At 66.2% G+C, this 21,131-nt stretch carries 14 protein-coding genes; 7 read left to right on the top strand and 7 right to left on the bottom strand.

From position 1 onward, the window contains the following. Positions 1-22: 22 nt before the first annotated feature. Genes WV31_RS13415 through WV31_RS13425 form a run of 3 tightly spaced genes read right to left on the bottom strand, consistent with a single transcriptional unit; the run spans position 23 to position 3,719 of the window. On the bottom strand, positions 23-1,852 hold the full coding sequence (locus tag WV31_RS13415) for a B12-binding domain-containing radical SAM protein (RefSeq protein ID WP_085374040.1): 1,830 nt from the start codon (positions 1,850-1,852) through the stop codon (positions 23-25). After that, complete coding sequence (locus WV31_RS13420) at positions 1,849-3,054, bottom strand: DegT/DnrJ/EryC1/StrS family aminotransferase (protein WP_085374041.1); 1,206 nt, start codon at positions 3,052-3,054, stop codon at positions 1,849-1,851. The genes WV31_RS13415 and WV31_RS13420 overlap by 4 nt, the downstream gene beginning before the upstream one ends. 2 nt (positions 3,055-3,056) lie before the next feature. Then, positions 3,057-3,719 (bottom strand): glycosyltransferase, encoded by a 663-nt coding sequence (locus tag WV31_RS13425; protein WP_085374042.1) that lies wholly within the window; start codon positions 3,717-3,719, stop codon positions 3,057-3,059. Positions 3,720-3,915: 196 nt separating this feature from the next. Between WV31_RS13425 and WV31_RS13430 the strand changes: the two genes are divergently transcribed. Further along, a complete protein-coding gene (locus WV31_RS13430) occupies positions 3,916-4,749 on the top strand; it encodes a polysaccharide deacetylase family protein (protein WP_085374043.1) in 834 nt (277 codons plus the stop codon). Between the two features lie 85 nt (positions 4,750-4,834). Here WV31_RS13430 and WV31_RS13435 read toward each other — a convergent pair whose 3' ends face one another. The 3 genes from WV31_RS13435 to WV31_RS13445 all read right to left on the bottom strand — a co-directional run bounded on the left by WV31_RS13435 (position 4,835) and on the right by WV31_RS13445 (position 9,450). Beyond that, positions 4,835-5,641, bottom strand: coding sequence for a formyltransferase family protein (locus WV31_RS13435; RefSeq protein WP_085374044.1), 807 nt, complete (start codon positions 5,639-5,641; stop codon positions 4,835-4,837). A 48-nt stretch (positions 5,642-5,689) separates the two neighbouring features. Continuing rightward, positions 5,690-7,435 (bottom strand): LIC12162 family transferase, encoded by a 1,746-nt coding sequence (locus WV31_RS13440; protein WP_085374045.1) that lies wholly within the window; start codon positions 7,433-7,435, stop codon positions 5,690-5,692. Positions 7,436-7,497: 62 nt separating this feature from the next. After that, positions 7,498-9,450, bottom strand: a complete 1,953-nt coding sequence (locus WV31_RS13445) for an ArnT family glycosyltransferase (RefSeq protein ID WP_085374046.1) — start codon at positions 9,448-9,450, stop codon at positions 7,498-7,500. Positions 9,451-9,707: 257 nt separating this feature from the next. On the opposite strand from WV31_RS13445, the gene asnB (WV31_RS13450) reads away from it, so the two are divergent. Genes asnB (WV31_RS13450) through WV31_RS13470 form a run of 5 tightly spaced genes read left to right on the top strand, consistent with a single transcriptional unit; the run spans position 9,708 to position 18,020 of the window. Continuing rightward, positions 9,708-11,576, top strand: a complete 1,869-nt coding sequence (gene asnB / locus WV31_RS13450) for an asparagine synthase (glutamine-hydrolyzing) (protein WP_085374047.1) — start codon at positions 9,708-9,710, stop codon at positions 11,574-11,576. Beyond that, a complete protein-coding gene (locus tag WV31_RS13455) occupies positions 11,573-13,213 on the top strand; it encodes a heparinase II/III family protein (protein WP_085374048.1) in 1,641 nt (546 codons plus the stop codon). Before asnB (WV31_RS13450) ends, WV31_RS13455 begins: the two co-directional genes overlap by 4 nt. A 27-nt stretch (positions 13,214-13,240) precedes the next feature. Beyond that, positions 13,241-14,362, top strand: coding sequence for a non-hydrolyzing UDP-N-acetylglucosamine 2-epimerase (gene wecB / locus WV31_RS13460; protein WP_085374049.1), 1,122 nt, complete (start codon positions 13,241-13,243; stop codon positions 14,360-14,362). Between the two features lie 23 nt (positions 14,363-14,385). Continuing rightward, positions 14,386-16,137 carry an asparagine synthase (glutamine-hydrolyzing) gene (asnB, locus tag WV31_RS13465; protein ID WP_085374050.1) on the top strand — a complete coding sequence of 584 codons (1,752 nt, stop codon included), beginning with the start codon at positions 14,386-14,388 and terminating at the stop codon, positions 16,135-16,137. Then, entirely contained in the window at positions 16,134-18,020 is a 1,887-nt protein-coding gene (locus WV31_RS13470; protein ID WP_085374051.1) for a hypothetical protein, read from the top strand. Before asnB (WV31_RS13465) ends, WV31_RS13470 begins: the two co-directional genes overlap by 4 nt. Before the next feature lie 6 nt (positions 18,021-18,026). On the opposite strand, the gene WV31_RS13475 is transcribed toward WV31_RS13470, so the two are convergent. After that, complete coding sequence (locus tag WV31_RS13475; RefSeq protein WP_168185945.1) at positions 18,027-19,475, bottom strand: B12-binding domain-containing radical SAM protein; 1,449 nt, start codon at positions 19,473-19,475, stop codon at positions 18,027-18,029. Positions 19,476-19,607: 132 nt separating this feature from the next. Here WV31_RS13475 and WV31_RS13480 point away from each other — a divergent pair, with 132 nt between their 5' ends. Then, positions 19,608-21,131, top strand: a complete 1,524-nt coding sequence (locus WV31_RS13480; RefSeq protein ID WP_085374053.1) for a B12-binding domain-containing radical SAM protein — start codon at positions 19,608-19,610, stop codon at positions 21,129-21,131.

The raw sequence follows: 21,131 nt of genomic DNA on the forward strand, positions 1-21,131 counted from the left end.
TGAAGGGTCTCCCAGATGAGTTTCAGCGCCCTTTGCGCAGGGGGGTCATGGCATCGCTGTCATCAGGCATGGTGCCCATTTCTTCGACCACTTTCCGCAGGGATGTCGCAGGCTGAGGTAGTCGCCGGGATCGGCCAAGGTAAAAATTGATATATTCCCGTAGCAGATGGGTCACTTCGCGGATGCCGCCGTCGCGCAATGCTTTGACGAAAACCAGTACGGGCAGCAGGTGGCGCAGGTGGTGGAACAGTACGGGATGCCAGATCATGGCAAGGCCGAACTGGCCGCGCAGCGCAAGCTTGATGGCCGAGGGGGGGCGGGTGGTGGTCTGCGAGGTATCGATCAGGCGCTTCGGATTGGCGAAGTAGCCGCTATCGATGGGGGCGGTCGGCCGACCGGCCATATGGGCGGCCAGCACGTGATAATAATGCTTCAATCCGTATTTTCGGACGTAGGCGTAATTGGTTTCCACCGTTATCAGTGGGCGCCAGGTGCGGGTCACCAGACTGGGATAGTCGGTGAAATTGAGGGAGGTGGTTTCGTCGTGGGCGTCGCGGTCTGAAATCGCCAGCAGATAGCCCTCTTCCCCGTCCAGATCGGCTTTCATCAGCCCCGTACGCCGGGCGTATTCGTAGAGTGGGGTCCCTGGCAGCGCCTGGGCGTAATTGATGGACAGGTCGTTTGGATTCTGGATGGGCGACAGGGTCATCGCCTCTTGGCAATAAGCAATGGTTTCGGCCACCGTGGTCGGGCTCTCGCCCGGCATGGCCAAGACCAGTTGGACGATGGAATCGAGGCCGGCCTCGACGATCCAGCGGGCCGCATTGTAATTGTCGGCGAGATCGACTTTCTTTTCCATGACCTTCAGCATGGTCTCGCTGCCGGTTTCGTTGCCGCAGACCATGCGGGCGCAGCCGGCACCCTTCATCAACGCCACCACTTCGGGCGTGACCGTGTTGGTGCGGATGCCGCCCACCGACCAGAGCAGGTCATAGGGCTTGATGCGTTCGCAAAATTCCTTCAGCCAGCGTTTGTCGGCGCCGAAGGTCTCGACGTGCATTTCCACGAAGCCGACATTGTAATGTGCGATTAGCTCCTCCAGCCGGCCCATCAGGATATCGACCGGAATGTGGCGGATACCTTTGTCCCAGCGATGGCAGAAGGTGCACTTGGCGACACAACCCTTGCCGACCGACAGGGTGGCCAGCAGTTTATCCCGGCGATGGGGCTCGTAGGCACGCGGATCGTTTGTGGCCCAGCCGATCGGGCTGCCTTCGGGACTGAAGGCTGGGAAGATGAAGCGGGAGATATCGCTGGCCTCGGCCAGGTCCGCCCAGTCGAAGTCGTAGACCTCGGGAGCGTTCAATTGCTCGCGATAGCCCGTATTCACCATTCGGCCGTCCTTGAGAAGGGCCAGGCCGGTGATATCGACGAATGCCGTCGGGATCCGGGTTTCGGCCGCCCGGCACACGATATCGTGGAAGACGACCTCTCCCTCGCCGAGGACACAGAGATCAGTACCTGTCTTTTTCAGCAGAATTTCCGCGCTGGCGGCCAGATTGCCCCCCACTACGATCAGGCAATCGGGCAGGCGGGCCTTCACGTCGAGACTGAGCCGCTTCACATAGGCATAGGCGGTCGACACAACGGCGCTGATGCCGAGAACGGCGGGCGCCGCCGCCACAATGTGCTCCAGCGCCGCCTGATAGGCCGGACGATTGGCGTCGATGTTATAGAATTCGACGTCGTCGATTCCCCGCTTGCGCAGATACTTGATGATCGACAGCGCCCCGATGGGGGGGAAATTGGTGGGTACCGGCCGGATCGGCGTGGTGACGATCATGGTCTTCATGGCGAGGATGTCCTCTGCCGGGTGCCGATGTGATCCAGCGTCTCGCCCGTCGCCTCGACCATGTAGCCGAACTGATCCTCCGGCATCCATTCGTGGAAGGGGAAGGAGACCATGGAATCAAAGAAACGGTCGGTCTCGGGGCACTGTGCGTCGCCGAACCCGGCCTTCTGGAACATGGGATAGCGGTACAGCGGATAATACTGCACCACCATGCGGACCTTATGGTGAAAGGCCATGCGCTCCATGAAGGCGTCGCGGGCCGCCGGGCCGCCGGTGATGCGAGCCGGCATGCAGTAATGCACGTGCCGGCACTCGTCGGGAATGCGCTGGAAGGCGATGTCGGAACGCCCGCCCAGGGCGGCCGTCATGCGCCGGGCGCGTTCGGCCCGGTTGCCGTTCATGGCCTCCAGCCGGGCCAGCTGGACGATACCGGCGGCGCATTGCACCTCGCCGATACAGAAATTGTAGGGCCACACCCCGTCCAGGTCGAAGTTGATATTGGACATGGCCGGCTGCCAGTATTTGGCGCGCTCGCCTTCGAATCCGCGGACGCCGTTGTGGCGCAGGCCCGGCACCAGCTTGGCCAGTTCGGGATCGGCCACGGTCAGCATGCCGCCCTCGCCCAAGGTGGTGAGGTTCTTGTGGGTGTGGAAGCTGAAACAGCCGAGATCGCCCAGGCTGCCGGCCTGGCGGCCCTTGTAGGTGGCGCCGATGGCCTGGGCCGCGTCCTCGACCACCAGGATCGAGCGCTCGCGGGCCAGTTCCATGATCGGGTCCATGTCGGCCATCAGACCATAGAGATGGACGACGATGATCACCTTGGTATGCTCGGTGATGAGCGGCTCAATGGTCCTGGCCGAGACCACGAAGGTGTCGGGCTCGATATCGGCCCACACCAGACGGGCGCCGGTGCGTCCGAACGGAATGGCGGTGGCGGCGAAGGTGTGGGCGGGCAGAATCACCTCGTCGCCGGGCCCGATACGCGACACGATGGCCGCCAGTTCCAGGGCGGCGGTGCAGCTGGACACCGCGAAGGCGTGGCGCGCCCCGGTCAATGCCCGGAACTCGGCCTCGAAACGGTCCTGATAGCGCCCCTGCGTCATGGGATCGGCGGTCCGCATGGCTTCGACGATGAAGGCGATTTCATCGTCGGTATAGCGGGAACCGCACCCGCTCCACGGCACAGCCGGGGCGTTGATCATGGTTATTCCTCGGTGTTGTGCTTGTCGCGAAGAGCGTCGGCGAACTGGGCCATGCGGTTCGTGTCGTTGGTCATGTTGCCGTCATGGCGACGATAACGGTACAGCGGCAGCTGCACACGGCTGATGGAATAGTTCTTGAGGAAGCGGATGCGCAGATCCTCTTCCTCGCGCGACAGGAATTCCTCGTCATAGAGGCCGATATCGATCAGGTGCTCGATGCGGAACATGATGCCGCAGCCGATGGGATCTTGGGTGCAGTCCATCTGGGCCAGGACCGTCTCGTGGTCGTCTACCAGGACGTAATCGCAAGCGACGGCGTCGATATTGGAGTTCATGGCCAGATGCAGCGACAGGATGTTCAGGTATTCGGCGTGAACGTAATCGTCGGCGTCGATGCGAACCACGAATCGTCCCCGCGCCGCCTGGATGCCGCGATTGAGCGAGCCGGGCAGCCCCAGTTGCGTCGGATTGGTGATCAGGTGGATTTCGTTGGCGAACAGATCCAGCGCATAACCGGTCCGGTCGGAACTGGCGTCGTTGACCACGATCAGCTCGTAATCGGCCCGGTTCATGGTCTGGTTGAGCGCCGAACGCAGGCAGCGGCCGATGTACTTTTCCTGATTGTGGGCCGGGATGATGACCGAAACCGTCGGAACGTGGGTCATGGAGGGTCCTTGGGTCTGTCGCTGCGCCATTCTGGCTGCGGGCGGCGCCTGACCGAGTGGCGGAGTGTGATCAAGGCCGAATCAATAGTGGCGCAAGGTATCGTGTCCCCGGCTGGAAGGTCAAGGGTGGGCGCCTCGGCCTTGCCAGCCTCTTATCCTTGAGGCACCCTTGACCCCCTTTCCGCGGAAATCTATCATGAGCATTCCCAGTGCCGTTTTCGCTCCCTTGCTCGCCGGTCGCCGCTTTCTCGGCATTGGCCGGGATGGGGTCCGCATCCTGCTGCTGCACGATGTTCCGGAAGAAGAGATGGATTCCTATCGGCGGTTGCTCGACACCATCGCCCGGCATCATGGCTTTGTCGATCCCGCCGATTTCGACAAGACGCTGGCCGGTCGTCCGGACAGCCGCACGCCGGTCCTGGTCAGCTTTGACGATGGTTTTTCGTCCAATCTCGCCGCGGCAAGATTGCTGGCGGCCGAATACGGCGGTCGCGCCCTGCTGTTTGTTTGCCCCGGCCTGATCGATCTGACCGGCGATGCGCGTCGGCAGGCGGTAGCGGCCAATGTCTTCCGGGGGCGGCGGTCGCCAGCCGAGGTTCCTGCCTTGCTGGAATGGGACGAGATCGCGACATTGGCCGCCGAGGGGCACGTCATCGGCGGCCATACCCTGACCCATCGCCACCTTCCATCCCTGGCGGTGGAGGAAATGCGCCGCGAGATAGTCGAAAGCGGGGCCCGGATCGCCGCCCGTCTCGACAGGTCGGTCGACTGGTTCGCCTTTCCCTTCGGCACCATAGACGATGTTTCGGCCGAAGTGCTGGCGGTTGCCGCGGAGCACTATCGCTGGTGCCGCAGCGGGGTGCGCGGCCTTAACCGCCCCGGTACACCTGCGATGGGATTACTGGCCGAGCATGTGGGGTTGGCCGATTCCCAGGCCAAGCAATGCCTAGCGCTGGAGGGGGGGCTGGATTTCCGGCATTTTCGCGCGCGGCGGCGTTTGCAACGTATGCTGGCCGCCAGCCGCCCCTGATCATATTTCTCCCTTACCGGACCGGGTCACGGTTCCGAGGTTATGACGCGGCGGCGTGTGGCGAGATCTCGCGCCGGTATCGGCATCAAAGGTTTGGCTGGACAAGCTTTGGTGCATTCCCCGAGAGCTCGCCGCTGAGATGCTTATCGACGATTTTCCCATCGAAGAGATCATAGATCACGCGCAGGTGCTCTGGCCGGAAATGGCGGCTCAGATAAAGCTTTCCCGCCCAGCGCTGTTCGACCAGCTCCAATTTGCCGAAACGTTCCAGTTTTTCGAGCAGGAGAATCAGGTCGCGGCGCGCAGACTGGACGGTGCGGGCACCGACGTCATGAATCCCATCACCTTCTCTCAATTCGGGGACGCATTGGTGCACGATGGGCCCACCATCGGCTTCGGGCGTGATCAGGTGAAAGGTTGCTCCCGCACATTGCGGTTCCAGATTGTAGAACGGCCAAAACAAGGTTGCGGAACCGCGGTACCAAGGCGACAGCCCCAGGTGGATATTCATCTTGAATTGCGGTAACGCTTCGAATAACGGCGTCTTGATGATATCGGGACCAAGGATCACAGCGGCATCGGCATTAATTTTCGCGGCGAAGCTGGCCGTGGCGGCATCGTTGATTGTTTGGGGGGTGCAGCGGTGGACGGGAACTCCCTCGACAACATCGGACTCGGTGGCGTCGGCGTAGGCGATGCTCTCGACCCTTGCGCGGTCAGAGAAATGGCGGATGAAATTGAGGCGGTCATGCTCGGCTATGCCGGCTGGCGGTTCAGGCAGCAAGTCCTCCCGCTGCATGAGGATAACCCCGGCAACATCAAAGCGCTCGCGGACGGCCCTGTGAACAAAGAAATGGCGGGGGTGAGAACCACTGATCAGAAGTATTTTCATGGGGTCAAGCTCCAGGCTGAGCGTTCAACCTTTGTAAACTGGTTGAGTCTACGGAATTTTCAATAAAATTCGCATCCACATAGGCAGCCACCAGCGCGATGATTGGCCGTTGAGTTTCCTTAGACGTTGCAATACCGCTTGAATCCTATGGCTAGACCACCAGTATTCCATTGAGTCCCAAGAGGTTTTTACGTGAGCGGCTGCGCTTGCGCCGGACTCAAACAACACATGAAGTTCTCTCAATTCGTCAAAGATTTCCCGGAAATCCGGAGCCATCGGCCAGACCCGGTCGCTCCAGATACCCACGAAGGGCAGACCTGACGCCAAGGCTATGTATAGCGTGGTACCCGGATGATCAATCACTAGCAGACGGCCCGCCTTCATTTCGGCAAGCATCTCTCCGGCCGACGCGCAGATGTGTACGTCCGGATGAGTTTTCCTGACGAGCGATTCGTCTTTGAGGCTGGAAGGCGATTCAGGATAGGGACGATAGCTCATGCATGCGCGCAATGATCCCGGCAGCCCATCGAGGAACGCCATACGTTCGCGTCGGGCCTCGGTCTCGGCATAAATCTCTCCCACGGAGTCAATCCGTCGAGGGGCGAAGGGAATATCCCTCGCAACCATGATCAGACGATTGCCTCCGGGCCGATAAGTACCAATCCAATTGGCCAACACCGGTGTCGGGGCCGGGACGAGGCGACCACGATGACCGGGGTGCCGGGTCCAGCCCCAGGTGAGAAAAGCATGTTGCCGGTATTCTACCCGCTCCGCCAGGGAGTAGACTTTCGACGCGCCATAATTGGATCCGTGCTGAACGTATACCAATCCCTCGCCACCATCAATTCTCGCGGCAAGTTCGAACAGGTGCTCCTCATCGTAATGAACGCCAGGAGCCACGACGGACAGCCGTCCAGGGCGCGGGCGAATCCGGGCCGCCGTGGCATGAAACCGGGCGAAGTCTGGACCAACGGTAGCCAATGGTGCCGCGGCCAGGACATGGTTGAATAACGCAATGAACGCCGGGGGCAGTGTGGTGTTCTTTGCAGCGTCCGGGTCTGCTGTCGCATGATGAATTACACGCTTGCGTGGAATTATCCGCAGCCACAGATCAAGGGCGCAGTGGGCCATCACGCTCGCGATTTTCGTCCGTAGTGAATGTTCTGTAAGCAGAACGCCAAATGCTGCCCGTCCATGAAGACGGCGGCGGATGAGTTCGCTGACGGCGGGTCTGGCGTATTCCGAGGGCTGGCCGGGATCCAAGGGATGCTCGATGATGCGCAGGCTTGGCGGCGCCAGGCGGCGAAGTGCCAGCCCCGCCAGCCATGCGTGAAATCTCACGGAACAAACGCCGCGACGGTAATAATCCGCCGTACAGCGAAAATTCCAATCTACATGCTCGGTTGTCACCAGGGCCACGCTGGCCTCGGGATACTTGGTCAGTACGGCCTGTGCACAGCGGAAATGAAAGTATGTGGCTTGCGCGAGTTCCAAAGCCCAACGGGTTACGAGCAAATACCAGAAAGCATCCGAGCGGTTGACGCCGTTGTCGCGGTTAAGTTTGGGGATCAGTGCCGCCGTTAATGATTCGGCTAGGTCGGCGACCTGGCCGTTGACGTCGGCAAGGGCTTCGGTCGAGCCAAAGGGATCGACGAAGGGATGACTTTCCCAATCGGGAAAGCGCTCTTCATTTCCGGCGAAGCACCAGGGCGCCAGGGCCACGTCGCGGTGACCTTCAAAGTCCGTGGGGACCGGTACGGCGATCAGGCGAGTTGTCGGGGCGGGGGATGTCATCTCTGAGCCTCGTACTCGCCCCCGGAGGGCCGCAACTCGGTGATTGTATACTTCATAGCCATCTACGAACCATTGGGGACGCTAATTTTTATCCTCCGGGGCGTCAAGCTCTGGTCCGTGGAGATGGGGCATGCCGCCCAGTCGGCCCGCAGCAAACGCGCCTCGGTTCGGGCCGCATCCAGGCCCAAGGTACGAGAACCCAGCGATATTTCCTCGAAGCTGATTATTTCGCTCAGGCAACCGGCCCGGACCAGCGCTCCCGTCAGGGTGTTGATGCCGCCGACGCCCGGCGGCATTTCCAGCGGCCCCATCAGGAAGACATGGGTGATGCGATTGCGCTCGAGCGCGGCGCGGTAGCTTGCCGGGTCCAGATTCTGAGGCGTGATCGGTATGATGGCCGAATCGATGGTGTGGCCCATCAGATGGGGTACGGTCAGCAGATAGGCCATCTGGCGTACCGCCAGGAAAACCCGGTCGTCGGGCCCCAGCAGCTTGTTCAATTCAAAGGCCGAGTGTGCCCCGTTGACCATGCGCTCCAGGTAAGCCTGGCGGCTTTCACCGCTGAGCACATGGCGCATGGCGTTGAGCGAATAAAGCGCCAGCCCGCCCATCTGAAGCATCAGGGCGGCGGCCAGGCCGGCCAGCAGCGCCCCCCGGCCATGACGTTCGGTGCCCCGCTGGGCGGCGGCCAGCAGCGCGATGCCGGCCAGCGGCACGATGGGCAGCAGGTGGCGGATGCGCTGTGACGAGCCGATGAAGAACCACAGCACGTAGAAGGCCAGGGCGATCAGCGCGAAGACACCCAGGCGCCGCGCCCCCGGACCTCCTCGTCGCGCCCATGCGCCGGCCAGGGCGAAGGGCAGCATCAGAACCGGCAGCACGCCCAGCCCGGTTCGCGCTGATTCCCAAACGGCAAAGCCGTCGAAAGTCGCCCGGAAGGGATAGGCCAGGAACCAGCCCAGCGTCTGCGGCACCGCCTGCTCGGCCTTGTAGAAACCCGAACGGAAGGCGGCATCCTGGATGTCGGACCATAGGCCGGGAGAGTAGTAGGCCTTCAACAATCCATAGAGCAGCGGAAATACCGGATCGCCGCTGTTCCACCAGTTCCAGGCATACCAGGGCATGGCTGCGACCAACGCGGCGGCGCCATAGGCGGCGACCAGCCGGATGCGGGCCGGGGAGGCCAGGAAGGGCAAGGCGCAGGCGATGCCAAGAAACAGGCCGGTATATTTGGATGCGGCGAACAGTCCGGCGCCCAATCCCGCCAGCATGGCCCAGCGCCAGTCCTGGCGGGCCAATGCTTCGGCGCAGGCCCAGGCGGCGGCCAGGGTGAACATGGCCAGGCGCAGTTCCACCTGGCCCGAGACCCAGCCATATACCGCGGCCGGCAGGGTGAGATAGAGCAAGGCGCCGCCCCAGGCCCAGGTCCGGCCCACATGGCGGCGGGCGGCGGCCAGGACCAGCAGGCCTCCCATCAGGCCGGAGAGCATGGTCCACAGAGTCAGCGCCCGCTCTCCCCCCAGGCCCAGGACCGGCACGTAGGTCATCTGCAGCAGCAAGGGCACCGCCCCGTCGATGGCGCGGGGCACGAACTCGATCCGGCCGGCGGCCAGGAACTGACGGGGCAGGGCGAAGTGGTAGGCCAGGGTGTCGGAATCGGTGGGCGGCGCCAAGGTCTGGACCAGGGCGAGGCCGATGACCGCCAGGGTGAGCAGCGTCAACAGCCATTCGACCCATCCGTCGGGGCGGCGCGGGCGCAGACCGCGAAACAGCGGAAGGGCGCAAAGCCCGCCGGTGGCGCAGGCCGCCAGCAGCAGGGCCAGGGGAACGGGGGACAGCAGGCCGGCCAGGCCCAGCGGCTGCACCAGCCAGCCCAGGGCGCCCATCCCCAAGGTGAAGGCCAGGCCGATGGCCTCGTCCTTGCGCAATTCCTTCAGGAGTCCGGCGGCGGCCAGGATAAGGGCGCCCAGGCCGAGGCAGGCGGCCAGTTGCGCCAGCGCGACGAGGACGCTCATGACAGGCCCAGCAGGGTCAGGATGGGCCGCAGATAGTCGGCGAATTGCGCCATGTAGGCCGCCAGCGCGGCCACTACCCAAACCCAGGCCAGCACGGAAAGGGATTTTGTTTGCATGGGATGGGAATGAAGAAGTCGTGGGGCGCTGTCAAGCAAGGGCCGCAAACTTGCTTCGGCCGCCGTCCGAATGTGCTATACCGCGCCGATGATTATCGCTTCGCATTCCTCCTTTTCCACACGTGCGGGCTGAGGCGGGCCATGTGCGGCATCGCCGGCAGCACCAAGGCCGATTCGGGCGTGCTGGGCGCCATGCTGGCGCGGCTGGCCCATCGCGGCCCGGATGGCCAGGGCGTGTGGGTCGACCCTCAGCGCCCCTTCGGACTGGCCCATGCCCGGCTGGCGGTGATCGACCTGTCCCCCGGTGGGGCGCAGCCCATGCAAAGCGCCTGCGGCCGCTGGGTTCTGGCCTTCAACGGCGAGATCTACAATTACCGGGAATTGCGCGCCGGGCTCGAGGCCGAGGGCGCGGCCTTCGCCAGCGACAGCGACACCGAGGTGCTGCTGGCCCTGCTGATCCGTCACGGCGAGGCGGCGCTGTCCCGGCTGGTGGGCATGTTCGCCTTCGCCTTTCTCGACCGGTCGAGCGGTTCGCTGCTGCTGGTGCGCGACCGGCTGGGCATCAAGCCGCTGGTCTATGCCCCGCTGGCGGGCGGGGACATCGCCTTCGCCTCGGAAATCGGGGCGCTGAAGGCCCATCCCGGCGTCGGAACCGGCCTGGACCACACCGCTCTCGATCTCTATCTCGCCTGCCTCTACGTTCCCGCTCCCCTGTCCATCCACCAGGGCATCCGCAAGCTGCCTCCCGGCCACCTGCTGCGCTGGCGCGACGGAGTTACCGAGGTGGCGGAGTGGTGGCGTCCGGCCTATGGCGGCGGGCGTGCGCCCAATGTGGACGAGGCGGTGGAGGAACTGACCCCCCTGGTGCGCCGGGTGGTGTCGGACCTGATGGTGTCCGACGTGCCGCTGGGCTGCTTCCTGTCGGGCGGCGTCGACAGTTCGGTGATCGCCGCCATCATGGCCGAGACGGCGCGCCAGGCCGGGGCCGATCCCATCCGCACCTTCACCATGACCTTCGACGTCGCCGCCTATGACGAGCGCCAGGCGGCGGCCGAGGTCGCCGGCCGGATCGGCAGCCGTCATACCGAACTGCCCGCCGGATCCGGTCTGGCCGCCCTGCTGCCCGACATGGTGCGCCATTTCGGCGAGCCGTTCGGCAATCCCACCGCGCTGCTGATCCATGACCTGTCGCGCAAGGCGCGCGAGCATGTCACCGTGGCGCTGGTGGGTGACGGCGGCGACGAGGTGTTCGCCGGCTATCCCCGCTATCAGGGCGGCCTGCTGGCCGGGCGTTATCGCCGCCTGGTGCCCGGCTGGCTGCGCCGCGGCGTGGTGGCGCCGCTGGCCGACCTGATCCCGGAAAGCAGCGGCGGCCGCCATTCGCTGCGCCGGGCGCGCGAGTTCCTGACCGGGGCCAATCTGCCCGCCGACGCCATGTACGCGTCCTGGGTCGAGTATTTCTCGCCCGAGGAGCGCCGCCGTCTGCTGGGCCTCGACGCCGCGCCGTCGCGGCCCATCGCCGAGTTGTACCGGCAATCGCCCTCGGCCGATCCCCTGGATTGCATGCAGCAGACCGACCTGCTGTCCTTCCTGCCCGGCAATCTGCTGTCCTATGGCGACGCCATGAGCATGCGCCATGCCCTGGAACTGCGCCTGCCGCTGATCGACCACCGTCTGGTGGAGGCGGTGGCCGCCATCGATCCGGCGGTGCGGTTCGCCCAGGGCAAGAAGACCCTGCTGCGCGGCGTGGCCCGGCGGCTGTTGCCCGCCCATATGGTCGATCGGCCCAAGCGCGGCTTCAACCCGCCCATGGGCCTGTGGCTGAAGAACGACCTGCGCGACATGGTGGCCGAGCGCCTGACCACCCGGCGCATGGCGGCGTTGGGACTGGACGGCGCCGTGGTGGCCGGTCTGGTGGAGGAACAGCGGCGCGGCCTGCGCGACAACAGCCTGAAGATCTGGTCGCTTCTGGTGCTCGACGCCTGGGCCGACCAGCAGGAGGCGGCGTGAGGCCGGGGCCGCTGTGGCGCTGGGGGCGCCATCTGCGGCCCGCCCAGCTGGCCCATCGCCTGTGGTATCGCCTGCGCCGGCCCCTGTTCGCCTCGAGCTGGTGGGAACGGCGGGTGCTGTCGGCGGGGCCCGTTTCCGCCGCCCTGGCGCTGGTGCCGTCGCCGCCGCCTTGGCCCGGCGACGCCGCCCAGGCCGCGCTGATCGCCGCCGGGCGCATCCGCCTGCTGGGCGTCGAGCATCCCGTGGGCGATTGGCGGGCCGAGGGCCAAAGCCATCTGTGGCGCTTCACCCTTCACTATTTCGAATGGCTGGACCATCTGGCGGCGGCGGGCGACGCCGCCACCGCCCGCCGGCTGGTGGAGGACTGGATGACGGGCCATGGGGTGCCCGATCCCCTGGCCTGGCATCCCTATCCCCTGTCGCTGCGCCTGTTTGCCTGGCTGTCCCATGCGGGTTTCCTGCTGGATGGGGCCGAGGCGGGATTCGCCGGGCGCTTCCTCGCCGCCCTGGACCGCCAGGCCGCCCATCTGGCCCGGGTGCCGGAAGACGACGTGGGCGGCAACCACCTGATCAAGAATCTGAAGGCCCTGGTGGCGGCTTGCCTGTGCCTGCCGGGGCGATCGGCCGGGCTGGAGCACTGGCTGGCGCGGCTGCGGGCCGAGATCGCCGTCCAGGTCCTGGATGACGGCTGCCATTACGAATTGTCGCCGGCCTATCACGTCCAGGTGCTGTGCGATCTGGTGGATATCGCCCGGCTGCTGGTCCAGTCGGGACGGCGCCTCGACTGGTTGGACCGGGCCATCGCCCGCATGGCGGGGGCTTTCCGCTTCTTCCGCCATGGCGACGGGCGGCTGGCGCTGTTCAACGACGGAGCCGAGGGCGATGCCGGAACGCTGGCCGTCCTTCAGACGCTGCTGCCGCCCGGCCCGGTGCCGCCGGTCCTGCCCCAGGCGGGGTATGCCCGGCTTGCCGCCGGCCCGGCCCTGGTGCTGCTGGATGGCGGGCGCTGCTGTCCCGATTCCCTGCCGGCCCACGCCCACGCCGATTGCCTGTCGTTCGAGATGTCCCTGGACGGCGAGAGGGTGGTGGTCAATTCAGGCACCTACGCCTATCAGGATTCGCGCTGGCGGCCGTGGTTCCGCGGCACCGCCGCCCATTCCACCGTCCAGGTGGGTGAGGAGGATTCGGCCGAACTGTTCGGCGTGTTCCGGCTGGGCCGCCGGCCGCGCCGCGTCAGCCTCGAGGTTGACGGCCTGGAGGCGCGGGCCAGCCACGACGGCTACGCCCACCGAGGCATCGTTCACCGGCGGGTCTGGCGGCTGGACGAGGATGGGTTGGCGGGCGAGGATGTGCTGGACGGCCCAGCGGCAGTGGCCGTGGCCCGGTTCCACCTTGATCCCGGCGTGGAGGCGCGGGCTGAGGGCGACGGAGTCGCGCTGCGCACCGCCGCCGGCCGGGTCTTGCGCTTTTCGGCCGGAAGGGCGGCAATCTCCGTGGTCGAGGGGGTCTACGCGCCTGCCTTCGGCGTGATGCAGTCGACGCGGACTCTGGTGGCGCCCTTGGCCGGCAACCGGCTGGACTGGCGCCTGGACTGGCGGGGCGGAAGCGCTGGCGTCGGTCCGTCGTTGCGGCTATAGCTTCTTTCGGTTTCGAGCGAGTTGACGATGTCTGCTGTCCCGCAATCTTCCCGCACCGTCCTTTGCGTGGTCGGCGCGCGGCCCAATTTCATGAAGATCGCCCCGATCATGCGGGCCCTGGGGGATTCGGCGGTGCTGACTCCCTATCTGCTGCACACCGGCCAGCACTACGACGCGGCCATGAGCGACGGCTTCTTCGAGGATCTGGGCATACCGCGTCCCGACCGTAATCTGGAGATCGGCTCGGGCAGCCATGCGCGCCAGACCGCCGAGATCATGATCGCCTTCGAGCAGGTGATGCACGAGGTCAAGCCCGCCTGCGTGCTGGTGGTGGGCGACGTGAACTCCACCGTGGCCTGCGCTCTGGTGGCCGCCAAGGAACGGGTCAAGGTCGTCCATGTGGAGGCGGGACTGCGCTCCTATGACCGCGCCATGCCGGAAGAGCTCAACCGTCTGGTTACCGACCAGCTGTCCGACCTGCTGTTCGCCACCGAGCGCTCGGCGGTGGGTAATTTGGAGCGCGAAGGCATCGGCGCCGAACGGGTGCGGCTGGTCGGCAACGTGATGATCGACACCCTGCGGGCCAATCTGGACCGCGCCGAGGCGCCGGCGGCCACCCTGGCCGCCGCCGGTCACGTCCTGCCGGCCGACGGCTATGCCGTGCTGACCCTGCACCGCCCGTCCAATGTGGACGATCCCCGGGTGCTGCGCCCTCTGCTGGAGGCGGTGCGCGACATGGGCGCCCGCCGGCCGGTGGTGTTTCCCGTCCATCCCCGCACCCGCGCCCGCATCGAGGCGGCGGGGCTGGCGCCGCTGATCGCCGGGCCGGAAGTCATGCCGCTGGCCCCGCTCGGCTATCTCGCCATGCTGGGGCTGACCGCCGGCGCCCGCTTCGTCATGACCGATTCCGGCGGGCTGCAGGAGGAATCCACGGCGCTGGGCGTTCCCTGCCTGACCATCCGCGACAATACCGAGCGTCCGGTCACCATCGACGAAGGCACCAACACCCTGGTGGGCAGCGACCCCGCCGCCCTCCGGGCCGCCGTGGCGGAGATCGAGGCCACCGGGGGCAAGCGGGGCCGCATCCCCGAATTCTGGGACGGCCGCGCCGCCGAGCGGATCGTCGCCGCGCTGGAAGCCTGGCTGTGAGCCTGGGGACGGGGGGCTGAATCGTGTGCGGACTGGCCGCCATCCTGGCCTATGGGGCCGAGGCGCCGCCTCCCGACCGGGCGGAGCTGCTTGCGGTGCGCGACGCCATGGTGCCGCGCGGGCCCGACGGGGCGGGCCTGTGGCTCGACGGCCGGGTCGGCCTGGCCCATCGCCGCCTGTCCATCATCGAGATCACCGAGGCCGGCGCTCAGCCCATGGCCACGTCCGACGGCCGGCTGCGGGTGACGTTCAACGGCGAGATCTATAATTACCGCGCCCTGCGGGCCGAACTGGAGGCCCAGGGCGTGGCCTTCGCGTCCCACTCCGATACCGAGGTCCTGCTGCACCTCTATCGCCGCGACGGCATCGACATGCTGCGCTCGCTGCGCGGCATGTTCGCCTTTGCCCTGTGGGATGAGGAGCGGCGCGGCATGCTGCTGGCCCGCGATCCCTTCGGCATCAAGCCGCTTTATATCGCCGATGATGGCCGCACGCTGCGGGCGGCGTCCCAGGTCAAGGCGCTGCTGGCGGGCGGCGGAATCGACACCTGCCCATCGCCGGCCGGGCATGCCGGCTTTTTCCTGTGGGGCCACGTGCCCGAGCCCTTCACGCTCTACCGCGGCGTCGAGGCCCTGCCGGCCGGCGGCTGGCTGTGGGTGGAAGAGGGTGGCGCCCGCCGTTCGGGCCGGCACTTCGATCTGCGGGAAGAGGCGCTGGCCGCCCAGCCGGCGGATATCGACCTGGGCGCCGCCCTGCGCGACAGCGTGGCTCATCATCTGATCGCCGACGTGCCGGTGGGCGTATTCCTGTCGGCGGGCATCGATTCCGCCTCGCTGGCCTCGCTGGCGGTGGAGGTGGGCGGCGGCCCGGTGGAGACCGTCACCCTGGGCTTCGACCGCCTGAAGGGCACCCATGCCGACGAGGTGCCGCTGGCGGAGGACTTGGCCCGGCGCCTGGGGACGCATCAGCGGACCCAGTGGGTGGGGGAGGCTGATTTCGCCGAGGCGCGCGAGCGCATTTTCGCCGACATGGACCAGCCCAGCGTCGATGGCGTCAACACATGGTTCGTGGCCCGCGCCGCCAGGCAGGCGGGGCTGAAGGTGGCGCTGTCGGGACTGGGCGGCGACGAGATGTTCGGCGGCTACGACACCTTCCGCCAGCTGCCCCGCATGGAGCGGCTGCTGCGGCCCATGCGGCTGCTGCCCGGCCTGGGCGCGGGGCTGCGCTTTCTGGCCGCGCCATGGATCGGCCGCTTCGCCTCGCCCAAGCTGGCCGGCCTGCTGGAACTGGGGCCGCGCCTGTCGGACGCCTATCTTTTGAAGCGTGGGCTGTTCATGCCCTGGGAGCTGAAAGGCGTACTGGACCCCGACATGGCGGCGGCCGGTCTGGAGGGGCTGGCCACCCGCTCGCGCCTGGCCGAGGCCGTGGCCGGTCTGGAGGGCGATATGCGGACCGGCGTTCTGGAGATGTCCTTCTACATGCGCAACCAGCTGCTGCGCGACGCCGATTGGGCCGGCATGGCCCATTCGCTGGAAATCCGCACGCCTTTCGTCGATGTGGGTCTGTTGCGCGCCTGCCTGCCGGCCCTGGTGGGGCCGCACCGCCCCGCCAAGCGCGACGTGGCGCGCTCGGCCCGGCTGCCCGACTCCATCATCTCGCGGCCCAAGACCGGCTTCACCGTGCCGGTCAGCCAGTGGCTGGGGCTGGGGGGGCCGTCCAGCCGCTTGTGGGCGGGGCTGGTCCATGGCCGCTTCACGGCGGGTGACGTCCGATGAGCGCGCTTCTGCTCTGTCTGGCGGCGTTCTTCGGCCTGGGGGGCTGGCTGCCGTCGCCGGTGGCCGGCCGGCTTTGGCTGGGCGGCCGCTTTTTCGCCGGCTGGGCCCTGATGGAGACGGGCATCTATCTCCTGCATTTCGTCGCCCAGATGCCGCTGGGCCTGTCCGCCCGTGCCATGGCTGTCGTCGGCTTGGCCGGTCTGGTCCCGCTGCTGCGCCGCCGCCCGCCCCCGGCAGCGCTGTTGCATCCGGCGGTGCTCATGCCCCTGGCCGCCGCCCTGATCCTGGCGGTCCGGGGCGGTCTGACCTATGAGCCGCTGGCCTGGGACGAGCTTTCCAACTGGGCGGCCTGGGCGCGATCGGCCACCCTGGCCGACCGGCTGGTGGGGCCCGAGGTGCGTCACGGACTGGCCGGGTTCGGCTATACCCCCGGCTGGGCCCTGTCGCTGGCCTTTCCCGGTCTGGTCTTCGGCGGTTTCGACGAGGCGCGCGCGGCGGTCATCCCCTTCCTGATGCATGTGGGATTGCTGGGACTGCTGTTCGACGCGGTGGAGCACATGCTGTCGGTGCGGGGCGTCGACGAGCGCCGCTCGCGGATCATGGCCGCAGCGCTGATGCTCCTGGCCCTGGCGGCCGAGGCCACCTGGCGTCTGGCGCCGACCAACCTGCTGATCGAAAAGCCGCAGATCTTCGCCATGGCCGGCTGCCTGCTCCTCGGCCTGACGGCGGTGACCGGCGGCACCAGGCCGCGCCTGCTGGCGCTGCATCTGGGAGTGCTCTTCGCGGCGGCCTATCTGGTCAAGGTGTCGTGCCTGGGCTTGGGCGGCTCGCTCGCCATTCTGATGGCCGGGGCGCTGTGGGCCGAGCGCCGACTGGGCTGGCGTCATCTGGCGGTGGAGGGCGGCCTGCGGGCCCTGCTGGTCCTGGGGCCGGTGCTGGTATGCTACGGCGTCTGGCGCTTGGTATTTTCCGAGCCCGGCTGCCTGGGCAATCCGGTGCAGGTCTTCACCGAGGTGGTGGCGGGGCCGTTGCCCCAGGGGGCGGACGAACTGTTCCGCCGCTTCTTCGGGGCGGTGCTCGCCTATGTCGGCGCCTACAAGCTGCCGCTGACCGTGCTGTCACTGGCCGGATTGGCGGCGTGCCTTCACGACCGGCGCGGCGTTCTCATCGTACTGGCCCTGGTGGGGTTCATCGCCCCCTATTTCCTGGCGCTCTACGCCTATCACCTGTCGTGTTTCAGCGGCTATTACTGGCAGGAACTGAATTCCATCGACCGCTTCACCCGGGTGCCGCTGCGTCTGGTCCATCTGTTCGGCCTGACCCTGCCGGTGGTGGTCTGGGGGCCGGTTCTGGCCCGGAGACCGTGGCCGGGCGCGTTGCGGCCCGTGATTCTGGCCGGGCTGAGCGGACTGGCCCTGCTGGCCGGCTGGCGGCTGTCGCAGGATTTCCGCGCCATGGCCACCCGCTTCAACGAGAGCGCCGAGCAGGTCGAGACCGTGCGGACCATGCGCACACAGACCGAGGCCGTATTGCGGCTGGCGGTGGAGCGGCCCGGATTGGGGGCCAATGTCCAGATGCTGGCCCAGGGCACCCAGGGCTACGAGCGGCTGATCGCCGATTATTTCGCCGCCGGGCGGCTGGTCATTCCCCATCGCTGGAGCTTCGCGCCCGAGCAGCGTGACGCCTGGACCTTCATCGAGGACGAGGCCGGCATGCGGCGCCGGTTGGCCGAGGCCAGCCTGGTCTGGGTGGTCCGCCTCGATCCCTGGATGAGCTCGGTCCTTGCCCCCCTGGTCGATGGGCTATGCCTGCGGGAAAGCGGCGGCTATCTGCTGGTGCCCGTCGCCGGGGACCGTTTGCGCTGTACCCCCCTGGCGGGTTAGACCGCCTTATTTCCGGCGGTTTCCGCCCCGGATGGCGTGTCCCACCGACAATAGCTGGTTCCACCCCAGGACCATCACGTCGCGGGGGGTGAAGCGGATGGGCACGATCTTGCGCATGAACAGGTAGTTCTTCACGACGAAGTGGATCAGGAAGAACCCCACGTTGCAGGGCAGCTTGCTGGCCGCCACCGCCAGATTGCGCAGGATGGGAAAGCGCACCGCCAGCGGAGCGAGCTGGACCAGATTGACCTGCCGGCGCTTTTCCTCGGGCGTGAAGCAGGTCAGCAGCGAACCCTTCTGGGTCGAGACGTAATCCTCGGTCGAGGCTTCGGGCAGCACGCCCTGGTCGCGGCAGTAATCGTGCAGCTCGGTCCCGGGAAACGGCGTGGCGATGGAAAAGCCGCAATAGGCCGGACGGCAGCGTATGGCCAGGTCCAAGGTGGCCAGATCGTCCTCGAGGCCGGTATTGGGGAAACCCAGGATACAATTGGTGTAGATGTTGACCCCGGCGGCATTGAAGGCGTCGAAGGCTCCGATCAGCGCCTCGTCCTTCATCTCGCGGCGCAGAATCTCGCGGCGCACCTTGGGATTGGCCGCCTCGATGGACATGCAGACGGATTTGGCGCCTGCCTGGCTGATGAGGCGGACCATGTCGTTGCTGATGGTGTTGGCCCGCAGCAGGCAATAGAACGGAATGCCGACTTCGCGGGGGAAGCGCTCGGCAAATTCCTCCAGCCAGGGATCGACCTTGAGCACGAAGGTGTCGTCGGAGAAACGGATGTAGTCGGTGGGGTAGATTTCGGCGACCTTGCGCACTTCCTCGATCAGCGAACTGACCGAGCGCTTGCGGTACAGCTTGCCCAGGCCCCGGGTCAGATCGTTGTAGCCGGCGTTGAAGCAATAGGAGCAGCGGTAGGGGCACCCGCGAGAGGAATAGAACGACCGCAGCCGGAAGGCCCGCATGGCCGCCGACTTGTCGTAGACCAGGGCGCGGTCGATGAAGGGCAGGCTGTCCAGATCCTCGACCAGCCGGCCGAGCGTCGCCGGAGTTTGGGCGGTGGCGATGTTGGGGATACCGTCCAGGGAGCGGCCGGCGGCCACCCGCTCCAGCACCTGGGGAAAGGCGAGGTCGCCTTCACCGCGGCAGATGGCGGTGATGCCCTCCTCCTCGGCCAGGGCGGGGATGAAGGTGGGGTGCGGCCCGCCCACCACGATGGGCAGGGTCTCGTTCTCGGCGCGCAGGGCCCGGACGACCCCCATCAGCGCGGCGTAATCGGTGGTCATCATGGACATGGCCACCAGATCGGGACGCTGTTGCCGCACGGCGTCCAGAGCAGTGGCGGCGGTCGCCAGATCGACGTTCCATCCTTCACGCCGGGCGATGGAGGCAAGCTGCATCACCCCCATGGGGTCGCCCTCGATGGTCAGGGTGCGGACGACAAACAGGACCTTCATGGCACTTCCTCGGCAGACGCCAGCAGGGGGCACCATAACCAACCCGGCGGCCGCAGAGAAGCGGCGTGACATTCTTGACACTCATCTCCGCCACTCACTAGAACAACGAGTCTCCTCCAGCCGGTGCCGGTAATGGCAATTCAGCGCGTCGTCATGATTTATCCCGAGCAGGGGTTTTCCGGGAATTATGTCCGGCACATCCCGCTGTCCCTGCTTTACGCCTCGGCCGGGGTGGTCAAGGCCGGCGTCCGCGTCCATATCCTCGATGCCCGTATCCATTCCGACTGGCGCCAGCGCCTGGCGCTGCTGCTGGCCGACGGGCCGGTCACCTGCGTCGGCGTGTCGGTGATGTCGGGGCGGCCCATCCGCAGCGCCATCGACATCAGCCGGGCGGTCAAGGCCATCGATCCGGCCGTGCCGGTGGTCTGGGGCGGCCCCCATGCCACCTTCTATCCCGAGAGCATCCTGGACGGCGAGCCGGCCTGCGACTACGTGGTGTCGGGCTATGCCTCGGAAAGCTTCGCCCTGCTGGTCGAACGCCTGGGACAGGGCCGCACGCCCGAGGGCGTGGCGGGAATCTCGTGGCGCGAAGACGGCCGGGTCCGGCGCGAGCCGGCCAAGGACGACGCCTTCGAATACATGGATTACCGCGACATCCCCTATCACCTGATCGAGGACTATTCCGTCTACGGCCAGCTGGATCAGGACCGGCGCATCTTCTCCATGTACAGTGCCCTGGGCTGCCCCTACAAATGCTCGTTCTGCAGTTCGCCCGCCCAGTATTCTACCATCAAGGGCAAGAAATGGGTGCCGCTGTCGGCCGCCGACGTGGTGGACCACATCGACTTCCTGGTGGGCAAGTACCAGGCCAACTACATCTATTTCATCGATGACGACAGCTTTCCCAGCCTCGACCACGTGGGAGCGATCATCGACGAGATCAAACGGCGCGGACTGGCGGTGAAGCTGGGCTTCCGCGGGGCCCGCATCAACGAGATCAAGCGGATGAGCGACGAGTTCCTCACCCGCCTGGCCGAGGCGGGAACCGACATTCTGCATATCGGCGCCGAAAGCGGCTCGGACCGCATTCTCGGCCTGATCCGCAAGAACTGCACCGTCGACGACATCGTCGAATGCAACCGCAAGCTGGCCCGCCACCCGGAAATCACCGCCGCCTACAATTTCCTGATGGGGGTGCCGACCGAGACGCTGGACGAGCTGAAGCAGACCCGCGACCTGATGCTGACCCTGGTGGCCGACCACCCCTCCGCCCTGATCTTTCCGCCCAACAAGTTCCGGCCGCTGCCCGGCACCGAACTGTACGACCTGGCGCGCGAGAAATGGGGGTTCAGCATGCCGGCCAGCCTGCAGGAATGGGCGGATATCGAGGTCGAGGCCAACGCCCAGGAAGGATGGTACGAGCCCAGCATGGAGCGGTTCTTCAACCTGATGCTCATCTGCTCGTATTTCATCGACAACAAGGTGATGCGGCTGACCTCGGGGCGGACGCTGTTCTTCAAGCTGGCCCGTCTGGCCAACGTGCTTTACCGGCCCATCGCCCTGTTCCGCCTGCGCCGGGGGCTGACCTTCGGGCTGGTGGAATACCCGCTCTACCGGTTCGCCACCTGGTTTCTCGCCCGCGGCAAAGGGGGCTGA

The organism is Magnetospirillum sp. ME-1 (genome assembly GCF_002105535.1).
Taxonomy (GTDB): Bacteria; Pseudomonadota; Alphaproteobacteria; order Rhodospirillales; family Magnetospirillaceae; genus Phaeospirillum.

What these genes read in the sequence shown, in the direction of transcription:
- WV31_RS13415 (WP_085374040.1), bottom strand. Translation starts at nt 1,852, where the DNA reads ATGAAGACCATGATCGTCACCACGCCGATCCGGCCGGTACCCACCAAT.
- WV31_RS13420 (WP_085374041.1), bottom strand. Translation starts at nt 3,054, where the DNA reads ATGATCAACGCCCCGGCTGTGCCGTGGAGCGGGTGCGGTTCCCGCTAT.
- WV31_RS13425 (WP_085374042.1), bottom strand. Translation starts at nt 3,719, where the DNA reads ATGACCCACGTTCCGACGGTTTCGGTCATCATCCCGGCCCACAATCAG.
- WV31_RS13430 (WP_085374043.1), top strand. Translation starts at nt 3,916, where the DNA reads ATGAGCATTCCCAGTGCCGTTTTCGCTCCCTTGCTCGCCGGTCGCCGC.
- WV31_RS13435 (WP_085374044.1), bottom strand. Translation starts at nt 5,641, where the DNA reads ATGAAAATACTTCTGATCAGTGGTTCTCACCCCCGCCATTTCTTTGTT.
- WV31_RS13440 (WP_085374045.1), bottom strand. Translation starts at nt 7,435, where the DNA reads ATGACATCCCCCGCCCCGACAACTCGCCTGATCGCCGTACCGGTCCCC.
- WV31_RS13445 (WP_085374046.1), bottom strand. Translation starts at nt 9,450, where the DNA reads ATGAGCGTCCTCGTCGCGCTGGCGCAACTGGCCGCCTGCCTCGGCCTG.
- asnB (WP_085374047.1), top strand. Translation starts at nt 9,708, where the DNA reads ATGTGCGGCATCGCCGGCAGCACCAAGGCCGATTCGGGCGTGCTGGGC.
- wecB (WP_085374049.1), top strand. Translation starts at nt 13,241, where the DNA reads ATGTCTGCTGTCCCGCAATCTTCCCGCACCGTCCTTTGCGTGGTCGGC.
- WV31_RS13470 (WP_085374051.1), top strand. Translation starts at nt 16,134, where the DNA reads ATGAGCGCGCTTCTGCTCTGTCTGGCGGCGTTCTTCGGCCTGGGGGGC.
- WV31_RS13475 (WP_168185945.1), bottom strand. Translation starts at nt 19,475, where the DNA reads ATGAAGGTCCTGTTTGTCGTCCGCACCCTGACCATCGAGGGCGACCCC.
- WV31_RS13480 (WP_085374053.1), top strand. Translation starts at nt 19,608, where the DNA reads ATGGCAATTCAGCGCGTCGTCATGATTTATCCCGAGCAGGGGTTTTCC.